Annotated in this window: 17 protein-coding genes and 1 tRNA gene; 16 read left to right on the forward strand and 2 right to left on the reverse strand. The window is 63.8% G+C overall.

The window, feature by feature from the left end; translation table 11 throughout:
- Positions 1 to 1,283: NAD(P)/FAD-dependent oxidoreductase (locus B7G54_RS09355; protein WP_085038863.1), on the reverse strand; the 1,283-nt coding region annotated here is incomplete at its 3' end.
- Positions 1,284 to 1,461: 178 nt separating this feature from the next.
- Between B7G54_RS09355 and B7G54_RS09360 the strand changes: the two genes are divergently transcribed.
- Both B7G54_RS09360 and B7G54_RS09365 read left to right on the forward strand, forming a co-directional pair.
- On the forward strand, positions 1,462 to 2,244 hold the full coding sequence (locus tag B7G54_RS09360; RefSeq protein ID WP_011351770.1) for an SDR family oxidoreductase: 783 nt from the start codon (positions 1,462 to 1,464) through the stop codon (positions 2,242 to 2,244).
- A gap of 32 nt (positions 2,245 to 2,276) precedes the next feature.
- Positions 2,277 to 2,708: an acyl-CoA thioesterase gene (locus B7G54_RS09365; RefSeq protein WP_085038864.1), complete on the forward strand. Its 432-nt coding sequence runs from the start codon at positions 2,277 to 2,279 to the stop codon at positions 2,706 to 2,708.
- A gap of 105 nt (positions 2,709 to 2,813) precedes the next feature.
- Here B7G54_RS09365 and B7G54_RS09370 read toward each other — a convergent pair whose 3' ends face one another.
- Entirely contained in the window at positions 2,814 to 3,359 is a 546-nt protein-coding gene (locus B7G54_RS09370) for a LuxR C-terminal-related transcriptional regulator (RefSeq protein ID WP_039371401.1), read from the reverse strand.
- Between the two features lie 223 nt (positions 3,360 to 3,582).
- Here B7G54_RS09370 and B7G54_RS09375 point away from each other — a divergent pair, with 223 nt between their 5' ends.
- The 14 genes from B7G54_RS09375 to B7G54_RS09445 all read left to right on the forward strand — a co-directional run bounded on the left by B7G54_RS09375 (position 3,583) and on the right by B7G54_RS09445 (position 17,061).
- A complete protein-coding gene (locus B7G54_RS09375) occupies positions 3,583 to 4,287 on the forward strand; it encodes a CoA transferase subunit A (RefSeq protein WP_085038865.1) in 705 nt (234 codons plus the stop codon).
- 1 nt (position 4,288) lies between these two features.
- The gene (locus tag B7G54_RS09380) at positions 4,289 to 4,930 is read left to right on the forward strand and encodes a CoA transferase subunit B (RefSeq protein ID WP_021162427.1); all 642 of its coding nucleotides are present in this window, start codon (positions 4,289 to 4,291) and stop codon (positions 4,928 to 4,930) included.
- Between the two features lie 207 nt (positions 4,931 to 5,137).
- Positions 5,138 to 6,034, forward strand: a complete 897-nt coding sequence (locus B7G54_RS09385) for an alpha/beta fold hydrolase (protein ID WP_085038866.1) — start codon at positions 5,138 to 5,140, stop codon at positions 6,032 to 6,034.
- 79 nt (positions 6,035 to 6,113) lie between these two features.
- Complete coding sequence (locus B7G54_RS09390) at positions 6,114 to 6,467, forward strand: RidA family protein (RefSeq protein ID WP_014897238.1); 354 nt, start codon at positions 6,114 to 6,116, stop codon at positions 6,465 to 6,467.
- A 44-nt stretch (positions 6,468 to 6,511) separates the two neighbouring features.
- Positions 6,512 to 8,746 (forward strand): RelA/SpoT family protein, encoded by a 2,235-nt coding sequence (locus tag B7G54_RS09395; RefSeq protein WP_085038867.1) that lies wholly within the window; start codon positions 6,512 to 6,514, stop codon positions 8,744 to 8,746.
- 87 nt (positions 8,747 to 8,833) lie between these two features.
- Positions 8,834 to 8,910, forward strand: a tRNA-Val gene (locus B7G54_RS09400).
- Positions 8,911 to 9,180: 270 nt separating this feature from the next.
- Positions 9,181 to 11,088 (forward strand): threonine--tRNA ligase, encoded by a 1,908-nt coding sequence (gene thrS, locus B7G54_RS09410; RefSeq protein ID WP_085038868.1) that lies wholly within the window; start codon positions 9,181 to 9,183, stop codon positions 11,086 to 11,088.
- 49 nt (positions 11,089 to 11,137) lie between these two features.
- Positions 11,138 to 11,662, forward strand: a complete 525-nt coding sequence (gene infC / locus B7G54_RS09415) for a translation initiation factor IF-3 (RefSeq protein WP_071734130.1) — start codon at positions 11,138 to 11,140, stop codon at positions 11,660 to 11,662.
- A gap of 189 nt (positions 11,663 to 11,851) precedes the next feature.
- Positions 11,852 to 12,049 (forward strand): 50S ribosomal protein L35, encoded by a 198-nt coding sequence (gene rpmI / locus B7G54_RS09420; protein WP_004191477.1) that lies wholly within the window; start codon positions 11,852 to 11,854, stop codon positions 12,047 to 12,049.
- A gap of 30 nt (positions 12,050 to 12,079) precedes the next feature.
- Positions 12,080 to 12,439 carry a 50S ribosomal protein L20 gene (gene rplT / locus B7G54_RS09425; protein ID WP_004192938.1) on the forward strand — a complete coding sequence of 120 codons (360 nt, stop codon included), beginning with the start codon at positions 12,080 to 12,082 and terminating at the stop codon, positions 12,437 to 12,439.
- Between the two features lie 148 nt (positions 12,440 to 12,587).
- Complete coding sequence (gene pheS / locus B7G54_RS09430; protein ID WP_021162419.1) at positions 12,588 to 13,601, forward strand: phenylalanine--tRNA ligase subunit alpha; 1,014 nt, start codon at positions 12,588 to 12,590, stop codon at positions 13,599 to 13,601.
- 96 nt (positions 13,602 to 13,697) lie between these two features.
- Positions 13,698 to 16,127, forward strand: coding sequence for a phenylalanine--tRNA ligase subunit beta (gene pheT, locus B7G54_RS09435; RefSeq protein ID WP_085038869.1), 2,430 nt, complete (start codon positions 13,698 to 13,700; stop codon positions 16,125 to 16,127).
- A gap of 72 nt (positions 16,128 to 16,199) precedes the next feature.
- Positions 16,200 to 16,586, forward strand: coding sequence for an integration host factor subunit alpha (locus tag B7G54_RS09440; RefSeq protein ID WP_046545481.1), 387 nt, complete (start codon positions 16,200 to 16,202; stop codon positions 16,584 to 16,586).
- A 61-nt stretch (positions 16,587 to 16,647) separates the two neighbouring features.
- The gene (locus B7G54_RS09445; protein ID WP_085038870.1) at positions 16,648 to 17,061 is read left to right on the forward strand and encodes a MerR family transcriptional regulator; all 414 of its coding nucleotides are present in this window, start codon (positions 16,648 to 16,650) and stop codon (positions 17,059 to 17,061) included.
- Positions 17,062 to 17,086: the final 25 nt, after the last annotated feature.

Raw genomic sequence — 17,086 nt, forward strand, 5'->3', positions numbered from 1 at the left:
TGCAGCGTCCACGGCACGTTGCCGCCCATCACCTTCTGCTCGAGCCCGACCATCAGCGTGCCSAGGTACAGCCCCTTGGCCATCCACTGCTTGAAGTTGCGCGCGCGGTACAGCTCCGTGTACAGCCACGATTGCTTGAAGGCGTCCGGGTACGCGTTGAGTTCGTCGCTCTGGCGGCCGGCCTGCACCGCGTCGAACGCGGCGTCCGCCGCCAGCATGCCGGTCTTGATCGCCGCGTGGCTGCCCTTGATCCGCGACGCGTTCAGGAAGCCCGCATCGTCGCCGATCAACGCGCCGCCGGGGAACACCGTCTTCGGCAGCGACAGCAGGCCGCCCGCCGTGATCGCCCGCGCGCCGTACGACACGCGCTTGCCGCCTTCCAGAAATGCGCGAATCGACGGATGCGTCTTGTAGCGCTGGAATTCCTCGAACGGCGACAGGTACGGGTTCGTGTAGCCGAGGCCCACCACGAAGCCGACCACGACCTGGTTGTTGTCCATGTGATACAGGAACGAGCCGCCGTATGTATCGGACTTCAGCGGCCAGCCGGCCGTGTGGATCACCAGGCCCGGCTTGTGCTTGGCCGGGTCGATCTCCCACAGCTCCTTGATGCCGATTCCGTAGGCCTGCGGATCCGCGTTCGCGTCGAGCTTGAACTTCGAGATCAGCTGGCGGCCCAGATGGCCACGGCAGCCTTCGGCGAACAGCGTGTACTTCGCGTGCAGCTCCATGCCGAGCTGGAAGTTCTCGGTCGGCTCGCCGTCCTTGCCCACGCCCATGTTGCCGGTCGCGACGCCCTTCACCGAGCCGTCGTCGTTGTAGAGAATCTCGGCAGCCGGGAAGCCCGGGAAGATCTCGACGCCCAGCGCTTCGGCCTGTGCCCCAAGCCAGCGCGTGACGTTGCCCAGCGAGATCACGTAGTTGCCGTGGTTCTGGAAGTTGGCGGGCAGCGCCCAGTTCGGCGTGGTGACCGCGCTTTTCTCGGACAGGAACAGGAAGCGGTCTTCCGTCACCTCGACATCGAGCGGCGCGCCGCGTTCCTTCCAGTCGGGGAACAGTTCGTTGATCGCGCGCGGGTCCATCACCGCGCCCGACAGGATGTGCGCGCCGATCTCGGAACCCTTCTCGAGCACGCACACGCCGATCTCGGTGCCTTTCTCGGCGGCCAGCTGCTTGAGCCGGATCGCCGCCGACAGCCCGGCGGGGCCGCCGCCGACGATCACGACGTCGTATTCCATCGATTCGCGCGGGCCGTATTGCTCGATGAGGCTTGCGGGGGTCATTGGCGTTCCTCTAACCGTTAGAATGCTTTTATTCGGGAGCGTATTGTCTGCGAAACGAAACGCTTGCCGCAACAGCATGCGTCTAGATTAGCACGATCGTTCTATTTTTTGTGCTAGGGTAATGCCGTTCGGGCCATGCTGCCCGGGCGGCGAAACGACATCGAAAGGGGAAGTGCAAATGGGTCGGTCGATCAATCTGGAAGGCAAGGTTGCGTTGGTCACGGGTGCGTCGAGCGGCCTCGGGCAGCGCTTTGCGCAGGTGCTGTCACAGGCCGGCGCGAAGGTCGTGCTCGCGAGCCGTCGCGTCGAGCGCCTGAAGGAGCTGCGTGCCGAGATCGAGGCGGCGGGCGGTGCCGCGCACGTCGTGTCGCTCGACGTCACCGACGTCCAGAGCATCAAGGCAGCGGTCGCGCATGCGGAGACGGAAGCCGGCACGATCGACATCCTCGTGAACAATTCGGGCGTCTCGACGATGCAGAAGCTCGTCGACGTGACGCCGGCGGATTTCGAGTTCGTGTTCGATACCAACACGCGCGGCGCATTTTTCGTCGCGCAGGAAGTCGCGAAGCGGATGATCATGCGCGCGAACGGAAGCGGCAACGGCAAGCCGCCGTGCCGGATCATCAACATCGCATCGGTGGCCGGGCTGCGCGTGTTTCCGCAGATCGGGCTGTACGCGATGAGCAAGGCCGCGGTCGTGCAGATGACGCGCGCGATGGCGCTCGAGTGGGGGCGCCACGGAATCAACGTCAATGCGATCTGTCCGGGCTATATCGATACCGAAATCAATCATTACCTGTGGGAAACCGAGCAGGGCCAGAAGCTGCAGTCGATGCTGCCGCGCCGGCGCGTCGGCAAGCCGCAGGATCTCGACGGGCTGTTGTTGCTCCTCGCGGCCGACGAGTCGCAGTTCATCAATGGCTCGATTATCTCCGCCGACGATGGCTTCGGCCTCGCCTGAGCGGATGACGTCCAGCAACAAAGAAGACTGCAATGAGCGATTATTCCCCCGTTTTTGAAATGTCGATGCCGATCCGCTGGGGCGACATGGACGCGTTCGGCCACGTGAACAACACGGTCTATTTCCGCTACATGGAGCAGGCGCGGATCTCGTGGTTCGAGGAGCTCGGCATCGCCGGCGGCAACGGCGAGGGGCAGGGGCCTGTCATCGTCACGGCGTCGATGGAGTTTCTCAAGCAGCTGCACTATCCGGGCGACGTGATCGCGAGGATGTCGGCTGCGAAACCCGGCCGCAGCAGCTTCGACACGGGTTTCGAGCTGACGCGCGCCGACGATCCGCAGCATGTCTATGCGCGCGGCAATGCGCGCTGCGTGTGGGTCGACTATGCGCTCGGCAAGTCGGTGCCGCTGCCTCAGTTGCTGCGCGACACGATCGAGCGTGCGCTCGCGACGAAAGTCAGCTGAGCGTCGATACGGCGAGGCCGGCGCCAGGTCGCCGGCGGCACGCCATACCCGTTGGTTCCCGAATCGGCCGCCTTGCGCGGCCGATTGTCATCCGGGCGCAGCCATTCACTGCCCGAGCAGGCGCTGCAGCAGCTCCGGCGTATTGTTGGTTCCGTACTTGCGCATCAGCCGTGCGCGGTAGATGTCGACCGTGCGCGAGCTGATGTCGAGCACGCGCCCGATCTGCTTGCTGGTCTTGCCGGTCGCGAGCTGCGCGGCGATTTCGCGCTCGCGCGGGGTCAGTTCGACGGCGACCCGGCGCGTTGCGCTCAAATCCTCGAAGGTCCAGACGCCCGCCGCGAGCGGCGCGGTGCGGTCGAGCGCGCGGCCGGTGACGTGGCACCAGAACAGCTCGCCGTCCGCGCGTTTCATGATTCTGTCATCCGAGTAGATGCCGTTCGCGGCCATGACGCGCGCGATACGTTCGCCGATTCGCTGGAATTCGTCCGTCGACGGGTACAGCACCTCGTACGATTTCCCGATCAGATCGGCCCGCGCGCAGCGGAAGATCGACGCGAGCGCGTCGTTGCAGTCCTCGATCACGCGGTCGCGCGACAGGACGAGGCCGAGCGGCGCGAGGTGGAAGGCAGTCTGGTAATCGAGAGCGGGCATGGCGCAGGCAAGCGGAGGCAAACGCTTATGTATTTTTGCGTATTGTGCCGCATCCGCGCTGCATCGTACCCTTTCAGGCATCTCGTGGCGGTTTGCCGCGACATAAAAACAGCGCGCCTCGACGCAGGCATCGCCGTGCATGCATAGAATGATGCGGCGGGCTTGCGGCCCAGCTGGGCGCGTGAACCGGTTTTGCTGGTTTCCATAGAGGAAGGGACAACTGATGAACAAAGTCTATCCAAGCGCGGCTGCCGCGCTGGAAGGGATCGTCCGCGACGGACAGACCTTCGCGGTGGGCGGCTTCGGCCTGTGCGGGATTCCGGAAGCGCTGATCGCGGCGTTGCGCGATACGGCCGTCAAGGGCATCACCTGCATCAGCAACAACGCGGGTGTCGACGGCTTCGGCCTCGGCCTGCTGCTGGAAACGCGCCAGATCAAGAAGATGATCTCGTCGTACGTCGGCGAGAACAAGGAGTTCGAGCGCCAGTACCTGGCCGGTGAACTCGAGCTCGAATTCACGCCGCAGGGTACGCTCGCCGAAAAGCTGCGTGCGGGCGGCGCGGGCATCCCCGCGTTCTTCACGAATACGGGCTACGGCACCGTGATCGCGGAAGGCAAGGAAACGCGCCAGTTCGGCGATCGCCACTACGTGCTCGAGCCGTCGCTGACGGCCGATGTCGCGCTCGTGAAGGCCTGGAAGGCCGACAAGTCTGGCAACCTGATCTTTCGCCGCACCGCACGCAACTTCAATCCGATGTGCGCGATGGCTGGCAAGATCACCGTCGCGGAGGTCGAGGAGATCGTCGAGAACGGTGAGCTCGATCCGGATCACATCCACACGCCGGGGATTTTCGTGCAGCGCATCGTGCTGAACGCGACGCCCGAAAAACGCATCGAACAACGCGTCGTACGCGCGAAAGGAGACTGACATGGCCTGGAATCGTGACCAGATGGCCGCGCGCGCGGCGAAGGAACTTCAGGACGGCTTCTACGTGAACCTCGGTATCGGCCTGCCGACGCTCGTCGCGAACCACGTGCCGGAAGGCGTCGAGGTGTGGCTGCAGTCGGAGAACGGCCTGCTCGGCATCGGCCCGTCGCCGACCGAAGACGAAGTCGACGCCGATCTCATCAACGCCGGCAAGCAGACCGTCACGACGCTGCCGGGCTCGTCGATCTTCTCGTCGGCCGATTCGTTCGCGATGATCCGCGGCGGCCACATCAACCTCGCGATCCTCGGCGCGATGCAGGTCAGCAAGCAGGGCGACCTCGCGAACTGGATGATCCCCGGCAAGATGATCAAGGGGATGGGCGGCGCAATGGATCTCGTCGCCGGTGTGAAGCGCGTCGTCGTGCTGATGGAGCATGTCGCGAAGGGCGACCAGCACAAGATTCTCGAGGAGTGCAACCTGCCGTTGACGGGTGTCGGCGTGGTCGACCTGATCATCACCGATCTCGGCGTGATCGAAGTGACGCCGTCCGGCCTGAAGGTCCTTGAGCTCGCAGATGGCGTGAGCGCCGACGAGATCCAGGCAAAGACGGGCGCGCCGCTCGACGTCAGCGCGGTCGCATAAGGTTCCGCGCGCCGGCGCGGCTTCGACGCCCCGCATGCCGTCGTCCGGCGTGCGGGGCGTTTGTCATTGCGTGCGCCAGGCCGATTGGCTGGTGCCCGGTGAGCGGACCCGCGCAGCGGAAGCGGTTTACAATCGTTTGCATCGGGCGTCGCAAGCATTGCCCCGCGGTTGCCCCGCGCGTCGCCCCCGTTCGACAGGATGCCAACGATGCCAACGAATCCAGCGAATCCCCAGGTCCCTCGCCAGCGGCGCGTGCAGTGTGCAAGCGCTGCCGGCCTTCACCACGTTGCCTATACCGAGTGGGGCGATCCCGCCAACCCGCGCGTGCTGGTCTGCGTGCATGGCCTGACCCGTTCCGGGCGCGATTTCGACCGGCTTGCCGCTGCGCTGTCCGATACGTATCGCGTCGTCTGCCCCGATGTCGTCGGACGCGGCCAATCGGACTGGCTGGCCGATCCGCGGCTCTATGCGATTCCGCAGTACGTGGCCGACATGGTGACGCTGATCGCACGGCTCGACGTCGAATCGGTCGACTGGTTCGGCACGTCGATGGGCGGGCTGATCGGCATGGCGCTCGCGGGGCTGCCCGGTTCGCCGCTGCGCCGGATGATCGTCAACGACGTCGGCCCGCGCATCGAGCCCGATTCGCTCACGCGCATCGGCGAATATCTCGGCGTGCAGCCGCGCTTTGCAACCAGGCAGGAAGGCATCGACTATCTGACGTCGCTGTCGCTGCCGTTCGGTGCGCTGACCGCCGACGAGTGGCGCGAGATCAACGGGCCGCTGCTGCGCGAGCTGCCCGAAGGTGGCTGGACGATCCGCTACGATCCGCGCATCGCCGAACCGTTCAAGGCGACGACGCCCGAGCTGGCCGCGCTCGGCGAAGCTGCGCTGTGGCACGCCATCGAGACGACGAACGCCTCGCTGCTCGTCGTGCGTGGCGAGACGTCCGACCTGCTGTCGCGCGAGACGGTGGCCGACATGGTGCGGCGCGGCCGGCATGTGACGCACGCCGAGATTCCAGGGGCGGGCCATGCGCCGGCGTTCATCGACGCCGGCCAGATTGCGCTCGCGCGGCGGTTTTTCGTCGAAGGCGGCGCATAAACGCGTCATAATATGCGGTTCGGCGGCACGCGGGCCGTGCCGCCGTTCGATTCTCACCCATTCACGACCGGAACATTTCATGGCAGTCATTCGTCACCACGTCGGGGCCCGTCTCTCCGAAACCGCGATCCACAACGGTACCGTGTATCTGGCCGGCCAGATCGCCGAAGACACCACGCAGGACATCAAGGGGCAGACGCGCGAAGTGCTCGGCCACATCGACCGCCTGCTTGCCGAAGCGAACAGCGACAAGGCGCATCTGCTGTCGGTGCAGATCTACATCTCGGATCTGGCGAACTTCGAAGGCATGAATGCGGAGTGGGATGCATGGGTCGCGCAGGGCAACACGCCGCCGCGTGCGACCGTCGAAGCGAAGCTCGCGGATCCCGCGCTGCTTGTCGAAATCGTGGTCGTCGCCGCGCAGCGGAGCTGAACTGAGCGTAATCCGACGATGACCGTGTTCCGCCAGGCCGAGCAATGACCGAGTCCGTTTCCGCTTCCCCCGTCGCGGCGCCGTCGTTCGACGACGTGCTCGCGTTCGTGCGCGAACGGGCCGGCGACGTGCGTCTGTCGTCGGGCGAACTGCTCGCCGATCACTCGGCGGGCACGGCGTCGATCATGCGCACGCTGAACGTCGATCCGCCCGCGATGCAGGCGGCCGCGCTGTTCGTGCTGACGCCGCACCTGAGTGACCCCGCGCGCGAACTCACCGAGCGTTTCGGCGACGAAGTGGCGCGGCTCGTGTCCGACGTGCGCAAGCTGTTGCGGCTCGGTACGGTCAGCCTGCGTGCCGCGCAGAACGCGGTGCCCGACGTGGGGCGCGACGCGGCGGAAGAGCGGCGTACGCAGATCGAGGCGCTGCGCAAGATGCTGCTTGCGTTCGCGCAGGACATCCGCGTGGTGCTGATCCGGCTCGCGTCGCGCTTGCAGTCGCTGCGCTACTACGCGGCTGCGAAGATCGACCCGCCGCCCGACGTCGCGCGCGAGACGCTCGAGATCTATGCACCGCTCGCGAACCGTCTCGGTATCTGGCAACTGAAGTGGGAGCTCGAGGATCTCGCGTTCCGTTTCGAGGATCCCGTTACCTACAAGCGGATCGCGAAGCTGCTCGACGAGAAGCGCATCGAGCGCGAAGCGTACGTCACGCAGGCGATCGATCGGTTGCAGCAGGAGCTGGCGGACGCGAACATCCAGGCCGACGTGAGCGGCCGGCCGAAGCATATCTACAGCATCTGGCGCAAGATGCGCGGCAAGGAGCTCGATTTTTCCGAGCTGTACGACGTGCGCGCATTTCGCGTGATCGTGCCGGACATCAAGGATTGCTACGCGGTGCTCGGCATCGTGCATCACCTGTGGCAGCCGGTGCCGAAGGAATTCGACGACTACATCTCGCGGCCGAAGCCGAACGGCTACAAGTCGCTGCATACGGTCGTGATCGGCGACGACGGCCGTGCGTTCGAGGTGCAGATCCGCACGCAGGAGATGCACCGTTTCGCCGAGTATGGCGTCGCCGCGCACTGGCGCTACAAGGAGGCCGGCGCGCGCGGCTATGGCGGCCAGTTTTCGGCGAGCGACAAGTACGACGAGAAGATCGCGTGGCTGCGCCAGCTGCTCGCGTGGAAGGACGACGTCGAGGACGGCGCGGAAAAGTCGGGCGACAAGGCGTGGGCGCAATTGCGCGAGACGTCGCTCGACGACGACCACATCTACGTGCTGACGCCGCAGGCGCGCGTGATCGCGTTGCCGCAGGGCGCGACGCCGGTCGATTTCGCGTATCACCTGCACAGCGAACTTGGCCATCGCTGCCGTGGCGCGCGTGTCGATGGCGCGATGGTGCCGCTCAATACGCCGCTCGCAAACGGCCAGACGGTCGAGATCGTCGCGGTGAAGGAGGGCGGGCCGTCGCGTGACTGGCTGAACCAGCAGCTCGGCTATATGAAGAGCCCGCGCGCGCGTCAGAAGGTGCGTGCGTGGTTCAACTCGATCGAGCAGGAAGAAAACGTCTCGCACGGCCGCGCGCTTGTCGAAAAGACGCTGCAACGCGAGGGCAAGACGTCGGTCAACCTGGACAATCTCGCCGCGAAGCTTGGCTTCAAGTCGCCCGAGGAGCTGTTCTCGGTCGTCGGCAAGGAAGAGTTCAGCCTGCGCAATGTCGAGCACGCGCTGTCCGATGCGCCGCCGCCCGAGCCGGCGCCCGAAGCACCTGCGGATTTCGAGAAGCGCAGCAGCGGCGCGAGCGTGGCGCACGGCGCGTCGACCGGCGTGCTGGTGGTGGGCGTCGACGCGCTGCTGACCCAGCTCGCGCGCTGCTGCCGTCCGGCGCCGCCCGATCCGATCAGCGGTTTCGTCACGCGCGGCAAGGGGATGTCGATCCACCGCACCGATTGCCCGACGTTCCGCCGGATGGTCGAGCGTGCGCCGGAGCGCGTGCTGCAGACGACCTGGTCGGCCGACGTGCTCGGCGGGCGCGGCGCGTCTGTCTACCCGGTCGACCTGATGATCGAGGCGAGCGACCGTCAGGGGTTGCTGCGCGACATCTCCGAAGTGTTCGCGCGCGAGAAGATCAACGTGGTGGGCGTGAAGACGCAGAGCCGCCGCAACGCGGCATTCATGCAGTTCACGGTCGAGGTGTCGAACTCGGCGCAGGTGCAGCGCGCATGCACGTTGCTTGGCGAGGTGCAGGGCGTCGTGCGGGCGGGGCGGAAGGCATGATGTGGGGTTGGAACGCCGTTATTTTGCTGCGGTCGCATAAAAATACTTGCCAAGCGGGTAACGGCTCCATATAATCTTAGCTTCTCTAGGCTCGTAGCTCAGCTGGTTAGAGCACCACCTTGACATGGTGGGGGTCGTTGGTTCGAGTCCAATCGAGCCTACCAACGAATTGAGAATGCCCGGTCTCCGGGTGTTCGATGCAGTAATAACTCAACGCGAACAAGGCGAATACGGTTATGACACCGCGAACGTTGACCGAAACCTTTTCGGAGCGACGCTAGTCGAGGAACCCTTTCGCCCTTTCAGTTTGAGTGAAGTATCGAATGCGGCCCCTCGAAAGCGGGGCCGCATTTTTTTTGTCGCGAAATTTTCCTGCGTGATTTTTATATCGCGTACCTGGTCTGCCGCCCACTGTCGGCATCACGGAGATTGCTATGGTTTCGATACGCTTGCCTGACGGCTCAGTTCGACAATACGAGCATCCGGTGACAGTTGCCGAGGTTGCGGCCTCGATCGGTCCCGGCCTTGCGAAGGCTGCGCTTGGTGGCAAGCTCGATGGCGAGCTCGTTGACACGTCCACGGTGATCGACCGTGACGCGTCGCTCGCGATCATCACGGACAAGGATGCCGACGGCCTCGATATCATCCGTCACTCGACCGCGCACTTGCTCGCGTATGCGGTGAAGGATCTGTACCCGGACGCGCAGGTGACGATCGGCCCGGTGATCGACAACGGCTTCTATTACGACTTCTCGTACAACCGTCCGTTTACGCCGGAAGATCTGGAAAAGATCGAAAAGCGCATGCAGGAGCTCGCGAAGAAGGACGAGCCCGTGACGCGTCGCGTCGTGTCGCGCGACGAGGCGGCCGGTTACTTCCGCAGTATCGGCGAGAAGTACAAGGCCGAGATCATCGAATCGATTCCGCAAAGCGACGAAATCAAGCTGTACTCGCACGGCGGCTTCACCGATCTGTGCCGCGGCCCGCACGTGCCGTCCACCGGCAAGATGAAGGTCTTCAAGCTGATGAAGGTCGCGGGCGCGTACTGGCGCGGCGATTCGAAGAACGAGCAACTGCAGCGCATCTACGGTACGGCCTGGACGAAGAAGGAAGACCAGGATCAATACCTGCACATGCTCGAAGAAGCGGAAAAGCGCGACCACCGCAAGCTCGGCAAGCAGCTCGACCTGTTCCACATGCAGGAAGAGTCGCCGGGCATGGTGTTCTGGCATCCGAAGGGCTGGGCGCTGTGGCAGCAGGTCGAGCAGTACATGCGCCGCCGCGTGAACGAAGCCGGCTACCTCGAGATCAAGACGCCGATGATCATGGACCGCTCGCTGTGGGAGGCGTCGGGCCACTGGCAGAACTACCGCGAGAACATGTTCACGACGGAGTCGGAGAAGCGCGACTACGCGATCAAGCCGATGAACTGCCCGGGCCACGTTCAGGTGTTCAAGCACGGCCTGCGCTCGTACCGCGACCTGCCGCTGCGTTATGCGGAATTCGGTTCGTGCCACCGCAACGAGGCATCGGGCGCGCTGCATGGCCTGATGCGCGTGCGTGGCTTCGTGCAGGACGATGCACACATCTTCTGTACGGAAGACCAGTTCATCTCGGAATCGATCGCGTTCAACACGCTGGCAATGAGCGTGTACAAGGACTTCGGTTTCGATCACATCGACATCAAGCTGTCGTTGCGCCCCGAGCAGCGCGCGGGCACGGACGAAACGTGGGATCGCGCCGAGCAGGGCCTGCGCGACGCGCTGACGGCCTGCGGCCTCACGTGGGAAGAGTTGCCGGGTGAAGGCGCGTTCTACGGCCCGAAGATCGAGTACCACATCAAGGATGCGCTCGGCCGTTCGTGGCAGTGCGGCACGCTGCAGCTCGACATGGTGCTGCCGGAGCGCCTCGGCGCCGAGTATGTCGCGGACGACAGCAGTCGCCGCCGGCCGGTGATGCTGCACCGTGCGATCGTCGGTTCGATGGAGCGTTTTCTCGGCATTTTGATCGAGCACCACGCCGGTGCGATGCCGGCCTGGCTCGCGCCGTTCCAGGCAGTTGTGCTCAATATCGCCGAAAGTCAGGCCGAATATGCACAATCTCTGACCCAATCGTTGCAAAAACAAGGGGTTAGAGTGACGGCCGATTTGCGCAATGAGAAGATTAGCTATAAAATACGCGAGCACACGCTGGAAAAGGTGCCTTATCTCCTCGTCGTGGGTGATAAGGAGCGTGATGCGCAAACGGTAGCCGTGCGTGCCCGTGGCGGCGTCGATCTTGGCGTGATGCCGGTCGAAGCCTTCGTTGAGCGTCTGCAGGAAGACCTGCGCTCGTTCAAGTAACCGCCCTGGCAGCGCGGCTCGTTTTTTTAATTTTTAGAGGAAACGTAACATCGCTACTGATAAGTCGTCGCATCGCATCAACGGTGAAATCACTGCGCCGGAAGTGCGTCTGGTCGGGATCGAGAACGAACCGCTCGGTATCGTAAAACTCGCTGATGCTTTCCGTAAATCGGAAGAACTGGATGTTGACCTGGTGGAAATCGCGCCGCAAGCGGTTCCCCCGGTTTGCCGTCTGATGGATTACGGCAAGTTCAAGTACCAGGAATCGAAGAAGCAGCACGAAGCGAAGCTGAAGCAGAAGGTCATCCAGGTCAAGGAAGTCAAATTCCGCCCGGGTACCGATGACGGGGATTACAACGTCAAGCTTCGCAATCTCGTGCGCTTCCTCGAAGAAGGCGACAAGACGAAGATCACGTTGCGTTTCCGCGGCCGGGAAATGGCTCACCAGGAAATCGGTATGCGGATGCTGGAGCGTCTGCGCACGGATCTCGAGGAAGTCGGCCAGGTTGAGCAGATGCCGAAGATGGAAGGGCGCCAGATGATCATGGTGCTCTCGCCGAAGAAAAAGAAGTAACGGGCCCGCGCGCTTCGCGCGCAGGTTCGCAGTGGTTCGGTGCGCTGCCCGGTCAGGGCGGCGTGCCAACAATGACGGCGGCTGCGCAAGCGGTTCGCCGTACACAAGTGGACTGGGTTTCGAAGGGCGGGTCAAGGGCGCAAGCCAACCGCACACCCATCGCCATCTAATAAACTGGAGTTGTTCGTCATGCCTAAGATGAAGACCAAGAAGAGCGCTGCAAAGCGCTTCGTGGTGCGTCCGGGCGGTACCGTCAAGCGCGGTCAAGCCTTCAAGCGCCACATCCTGACCAAGAAAACCACGAAGAACAAGCGCCATCTGCGCGGCGCAACGGCAGTTCATGATTCCGATCTGAACTCCGTCCGCGCGATGCTCCCGTTCGCGTAACCCCTCAATCGATACTCCAAGGAGAGAAACATGCCTCGAGTCAAACGTGGGGTAACCGCACGGGCCCGCCACAAGAAGATCATCAACCTGGCCAAGGGTTATCGCGGCCGCCGCAATAACGTCTACCGCATCGCCAAGCAGGCGGTGATGCGCGCTGGTCAGTACGCGTACCGCGATCGCCGCAACAAGAAGCGTGTGTTCCGCGCACTGTGGATCACGCGTATCAACGCGGCAGTTCGCCAGCACGACATGACCTACAGCGTGTTCATCAACGGCCTGAAGAAGGCGTCGATCGAACTCGACCGTAAGGTGCTGGCCGACATGGCGGTGTTCGACAAGGCTGCTTTTGCTGCGATCGTCAAGCAGGTGAAAGCCGCCGTTGCAGCCTAATTGCGAAATTAGCACTGCGTGGTTAGTTGCAGCGATGTTCCGGTAGTTTCGGCCGCTGCAGCGAAAACGGGGCTCTTCCGAGCCCCTTTTTTGTTTGGTGTGCGATTTCGCTCGCCAAGACCGAATGACGTTGGAAATGATGGGATCTATGGATCTGGACCAGATTGTCGCCGACGCGCAGCAGTCCTTTGAACAGGCTGCCGACATCACCACGCTCGAAAACGAGAAAGCACGATTTCTCGGCAAGTCGGGTGCGCTGACCGAGTTGCTGAAGGGCCTCGGCAAGCTCGATCCCGAAGCACGCAAGACCGAAGGCGCCCGCATCAACGTCGCGAAGCAGCAGGTTGAAGCCGCGCTGACCGCACGCCGTCAGGCACTGGCCGACGCGTTGCTGAACCAGCGCCTCGCCGCCGAGTCGATCGACGTGACGTTGCCGGGCCGCGGCGCCGGTGCAGGCAGCCTGCACCCCGTGATGCGCACGTGGGAGCGTGTCGAACAGATCTTCGGCTCGATCGGCTTCGATGTGGCAGACGGCCCCGAAATCGAGACCGACTGGTACAACTTCACGTCGCTGAACAGCCCGGAGAACCATCCGGCGCGTTCGATGCAGGACACCTTCTACGTCGAAGGCAAGGATGCCGACGGCCGTCAGTTGCTGCTGCGCACGCACACGAGCCCGATGCAGGTGCGTTACGCGCGCATGAACCGCCCGCCGATTAAGGTGATCGCGCCGGGCCGTACGTATCGCGTCGACAGCGATGCGACCCACTCGCCGATGTTCAATCAGGTCGAGGGGCTGTGGATCGACGAAAACATCAGCTTTGCCGATCTCAAGGGCGTCTATACCGACTTCCTGAAAAAATTCTTCGAGCGCGACGACATCCTCGTGCGCTTCCGTCCGTCGTATTTCCCGTTCACGGAACCATCGGCCGAGATCGACATGATGTTCGAGCAAGGCAAGAACGCCGGCAAGTGGCTCGAGATCTCCGGTTCGGGGCAGGTGCACCCTACCGTGATTCGCAACATGGGCCTCGATCCCGAGCGCTACATCGGCTTCGCGTTCGGCAGCGGCCTCGAGCGCCTGACGATGCTGCGCTACGGCGTCCAGGATCTCCGGCTGTTCTTCGAGAACGACCTGCGTTTCCTGCGCCAGTTCGCGTAACGCCGCGCGCCGCGCCGACCTGTGCCCGTGCACGCCCCGACGGACGATCCGACGGGGCCCGGGCGTCGATCTAACCTGTTTCGAACGTAGACATCCATGCAATTCCCTGAATCCTGGTTGAGAACCTTTGTCGACCCGCAGCTGACGACCGACGAACTGTCGCACGCGCTGACGATGGCGGGGCTCGAAGTCGAATCGCTGAGCAAGGCTGCGCCGCCGACGTCGAAGATCGTCGTCGGCCGCGTGCTCGAAGTCGTCAAGCATCCGGATGCGGACAAGCTCAATGTCTGCCAGGTCGACGCCGGCACCGGCGCGACGCTGAACATCGTCTGCGGCGCACCGAACGTCGCGCCCGGCATCAAGGTACCGGTCGCGCTGGTCGGCGCGGAACTGCCGCCGGCAGAAGAGGGCGGCAAGCCGTTCGCGATCAAGCTGTCGAAGCTGCGCGGCGTGGAGAGCCAGGGGATGCTGTGCTCGGCGCGCGAGCTGAAGCTGTCCGAGGATCACAGCGGCCTGCTGGTGCTGCCGGAAGATACGCCGGTCGGCCAGGACATCCGCGAGACGCTCAATCTCGACGACACGATCTTCGAAATCAAGCTGACGCCGAACAAGGCTGACTGCCTGTCCGTGTTCGGTATCGCACGCGAGACGGCCGCGATCACCGGCGCGCCGCTGACGCCGGCCGACATCCGTCCGGTGCGCGTCGAACTCGACGAGACGCTGCCGGTGCGCATTGCCGCGCCCGATCTGTGCGGTCGTTTCTCGGGTCGCGTGATCCGCGGTGTGAACGCGCATGCGAAGACGCCGCAATGGATGGTCGAGCGCCTCGAACGTTCCGGCCAGCGCAGCGTGTCGGCGCTCGTCGACATCTCGAACTACGTGATGTTCGAGCTCGGCCGCCCGTCGCACGTGTTCGATCTCGACAAGATCCACGGCGGTATCGAGGTGCGCTGGGGCAAGCGCGGCGAATCGCTGAAGCTGCTCAATGGCAACACGGTCGAACTCGACGAAACGGTCGGCGTGATTTCGGACGACCGACAGGTCGAAAGCCTGGCCGGCATCATGGGCGGCGACAGCACGGCCGTCACGCTCGACACGACCAACATCTACCTGGAAGCCGCGTTCTGGTGGCCGGACAGCATCCGTGGCCGTGCGCGCAAGTACAACTTCTCGACCGATGCGGCCCATCGCTTCGAGCGCGGCGTCGATTACGCGACGACCGTCGAGCACGTCGAGCGCATTACGCAACTGATTCTCGAGATCTGCGGCGGCAAGGCCGGCCCGGTCGACGATCAGTCCGTGAACCTGCCGCAGCGCGCGCCGGTGAAGATGCGCGTGTCGCGCGCGAACCGCATCATCGGCGTGCAGATCGGTGCCGACGAGATCGCCAGCATCTTCACGCGCCTCGCCCTGCCGTTCGAGCGTGAAGACGATGCGTTCCTCGTCACGCCGCCGTCGCATCGCTTCGACATCGAGATCGAGGAAGACCTGATCGAGGAAGTGGCGCGCATCTACGGCTTCGAAAAGATTCCGGCGCGTCCGCCGGTCGCGACGAGCGAAATGCGCGCGACCAACGAGACGCGACGCTCGATCCACGATATCCGTCACGCGCTCGCCGCGCGCGACTACGCGGAAACGGTCAACTTCAGCTTCGTCGATGCGGAGTGGGAGCAGGATTTCGCAGGCAACGATCATCCGATCCGCCTGCTGAACCCGATCGCGAGCCAGCTGTCGGTGATGCGCACGACGCTGTTCGGCAGCCTGATTTCCGTGCTGCGCCACAACCTGAACCGCCGCGCGGATCGCGTGCGCGTGTTCGAGGCCGGCCGCGTGTTCTTAGCCGATGCGGCGGCGAAGGCCGGTGAGCTGACGGTCGAGGGCTACGTGCAACCGAAGCGCGTCGGCGCGCTTGCCTATGGTCCGGCGCTCGACGAACAGTGGGGCGTGGCGACTCGCGCGGTCGATTTCTTCGACGTGAAGGGCGATCTCGAAGCGCTGCTCGCGCCTGCGGCCGCACGCTTCGTGAAGGCAGAGCATCCGGCCCTCCATCCGGGCCGCAGCGCGCGTATCGAAGTCGATGGCCGTGCGGTTGGCTGGATCGGCGAACTGCACCCGCGCCTGATGCAGAAGTACGAGCTGCCGCACGCGCCGGTGATGTTCGAGGTCGATGCGGACGCGCTGATTGCGCGTGCGTTGCCCGCGCCGACCGACGTGTCGAAATTCCCGCCGGTTCGTCGCGATATCGCCGTTGTCGTCGATCAGGCGGTCGAGGTTCAGGCACTTTTCGACGAAATGAAGAAGGCGCTTGCCGAAGAGGCCTGCCGATTCGTTCAGAAGGTTGTACTCTTCGACGAATTTCGTGCAAAATCAAATACTTCCGGTGGTCTTGCCGCGCACGAGAAGAGCCTTGCCTTCCGCGTGACGCTGCAGGACGCGGCTGGCACGCTACAGGACGAGGTCGTCGATCAGGCGATCCAGACGCTGGTCGAGCGGATGGCTCGTGCCGGTGCGCGCCTGCGCGGCTAAGGAGGGGGTCCGCCCGCTTGCGGGCGGCCTTTTCCGATCGTAAGTTTTGATTTAACGCGCTGTATGGCAGATATGAACGACATGACCTCGAGTGAATTCGAAGCCCTCCTGACGGCGCAACGCAGCGCCATGAACCGCGACGCTTCGGCGCCGGCGTCCACCGAGACGCCCACGCTGACGAAGGCGGAGCTGGCGGAGCTGCTGTTCGACAGCGTCGGGCTGAACAAGCGTGAAGCGAAGGACATGGTCGAGGCGTTTTTCGAGGTGATCCGCGACGCGCTCGAAAATGGCGAAAGCGTCAAGTTGTCGGGGTTCGGCAATTTCCAGTTGCGCGACAAGCCGCAGCGTCCGGGCCGCAATCCGAAGACGGGCGAGGCGATTCCGATCGCGGCCCGCCGGGTGGTAACCTTCCACGCGAGCCAGAAACTGAAGGCGCTGGTCGAAAACGGCACGGAGTAAGTCCCGCGCGCTGACGTCCCCGCGCGGCCGCCGCGCACCCATTACCGACGGTTAACCGACGATGACCACTACGGTTGAGAAAGTCGTCTTGCCTCCGATTCCCGCGAAGCGCTACTTCACGATCGGTGAAGTCAGCGAACTGTGCGGGGTCAAGCCGCATGTGCTGCGCTATTGGGAACAGGAATTTACTCAGCTGCGGCCGGTGAAGCGGCGTGGCAATCGCCGGTATTACCAGCACCATGAAGTGCTGCTGATCCGGCGGATTCGCGAGTTGCTGTACGAGCAGGGATTCACGATCAACGGCGCGCGCAACCGGCTCGATTCGCCGGGCGGCGAGCGGGCTGCGGCGGCACCCGTCGAGCCGGAGGCGCAGGCCGCCGATGCACGCGCGCCGGGCAGGCCGGGCGCGACCGTCGACCTGACTGCATTGCGCCAGGCGCTGCTCGACGTGATCGACGGACTGAAGCACGACTGAACGCGAAGCGTGAAGGATGAGATGA

It is taken from the genome of Burkholderia puraquae (genome assembly GCF_002099195.1).
GTDB lineage: Bacteria > Pseudomonadota > Gammaproteobacteria > Burkholderiales > Burkholderiaceae > Burkholderia > Burkholderia puraquae.

Bases quoted from the DNA above. Each gene is read 5' to 3' on its own strand.
- thrS (WP_085038868.1), top strand. From the start codon at position 9,181: ATGGTTTCGATACGCTTGCCTGACGGCTCAGTTCGACAATACGAGCAT.
- B7G54_RS09385 (WP_085038866.1), top strand. From the start codon at position 5,138: ATGCCAACGAATCCAGCGAATCCCCAGGTCCCTCGCCAGCGGCGCGTG.
- B7G54_RS09440 (WP_046545481.1), top strand. From the start codon at position 16,200: ATGAACGACATGACCTCGAGTGAATTCGAAGCCCTCCTGACGGCGCAA.
- B7G54_RS09380 (WP_021162427.1), top strand. From the start codon at position 4,289: ATGGCCTGGAATCGTGACCAGATGGCCGCGCGCGCGGCGAAGGAACTT.
- pheT (WP_085038869.1), top strand. From the start codon at position 13,698: ATGCAATTCCCTGAATCCTGGTTGAGAACCTTTGTCGACCCGCAGCTG.
- B7G54_RS09365 (WP_085038864.1), top strand. From the start codon at position 2,277: ATGAGCGATTATTCCCCCGTTTTTGAAATGTCGATGCCGATCCGCTGG.
- rpmI (WP_004191477.1), top strand. From the start codon at position 11,852: ATGCCTAAGATGAAGACCAAGAAGAGCGCTGCAAAGCGCTTCGTGGTG.
- B7G54_RS09370 (WP_039371401.1), bottom strand. From the start codon at position 3,359: ATGCCCGCTCTCGATTACCAGACTGCCTTCCACCTCGCGCCGCTCGGC.
- B7G54_RS09445 (WP_085038870.1), top strand. From the start codon at position 16,648: ATGACCACTACGGTTGAGAAAGTCGTCTTGCCTCCGATTCCCGCGAAG.
- B7G54_RS09395 (WP_085038867.1), top strand. From the start codon at position 6,512: ATGACCGAGTCCGTTTCCGCTTCCCCCGTCGCGGCGCCGTCGTTCGAC.
- rplT (WP_004192938.1), top strand. From the start codon at position 12,080: ATGCCTCGAGTCAAACGTGGGGTAACCGCACGGGCCCGCCACAAGAAG.
- B7G54_RS09375 (WP_085038865.1), top strand. From the start codon at position 3,583: ATGAACAAAGTCTATCCAAGCGCGGCTGCCGCGCTGGAAGGGATCGTC.
- pheS (WP_021162419.1), top strand. From the start codon at position 12,588: ATGGATCTGGACCAGATTGTCGCCGACGCGCAGCAGTCCTTTGAACAG.
- B7G54_RS09360 (WP_011351770.1), top strand. From the start codon at position 1,462: ATGGGTCGGTCGATCAATCTGGAAGGCAAGGTTGCGTTGGTCACGGGT.
- B7G54_RS09390 (WP_014897238.1), top strand. From the start codon at position 6,114: ATGGCAGTCATTCGTCACCACGTCGGGGCCCGTCTCTCCGAAACCGCG.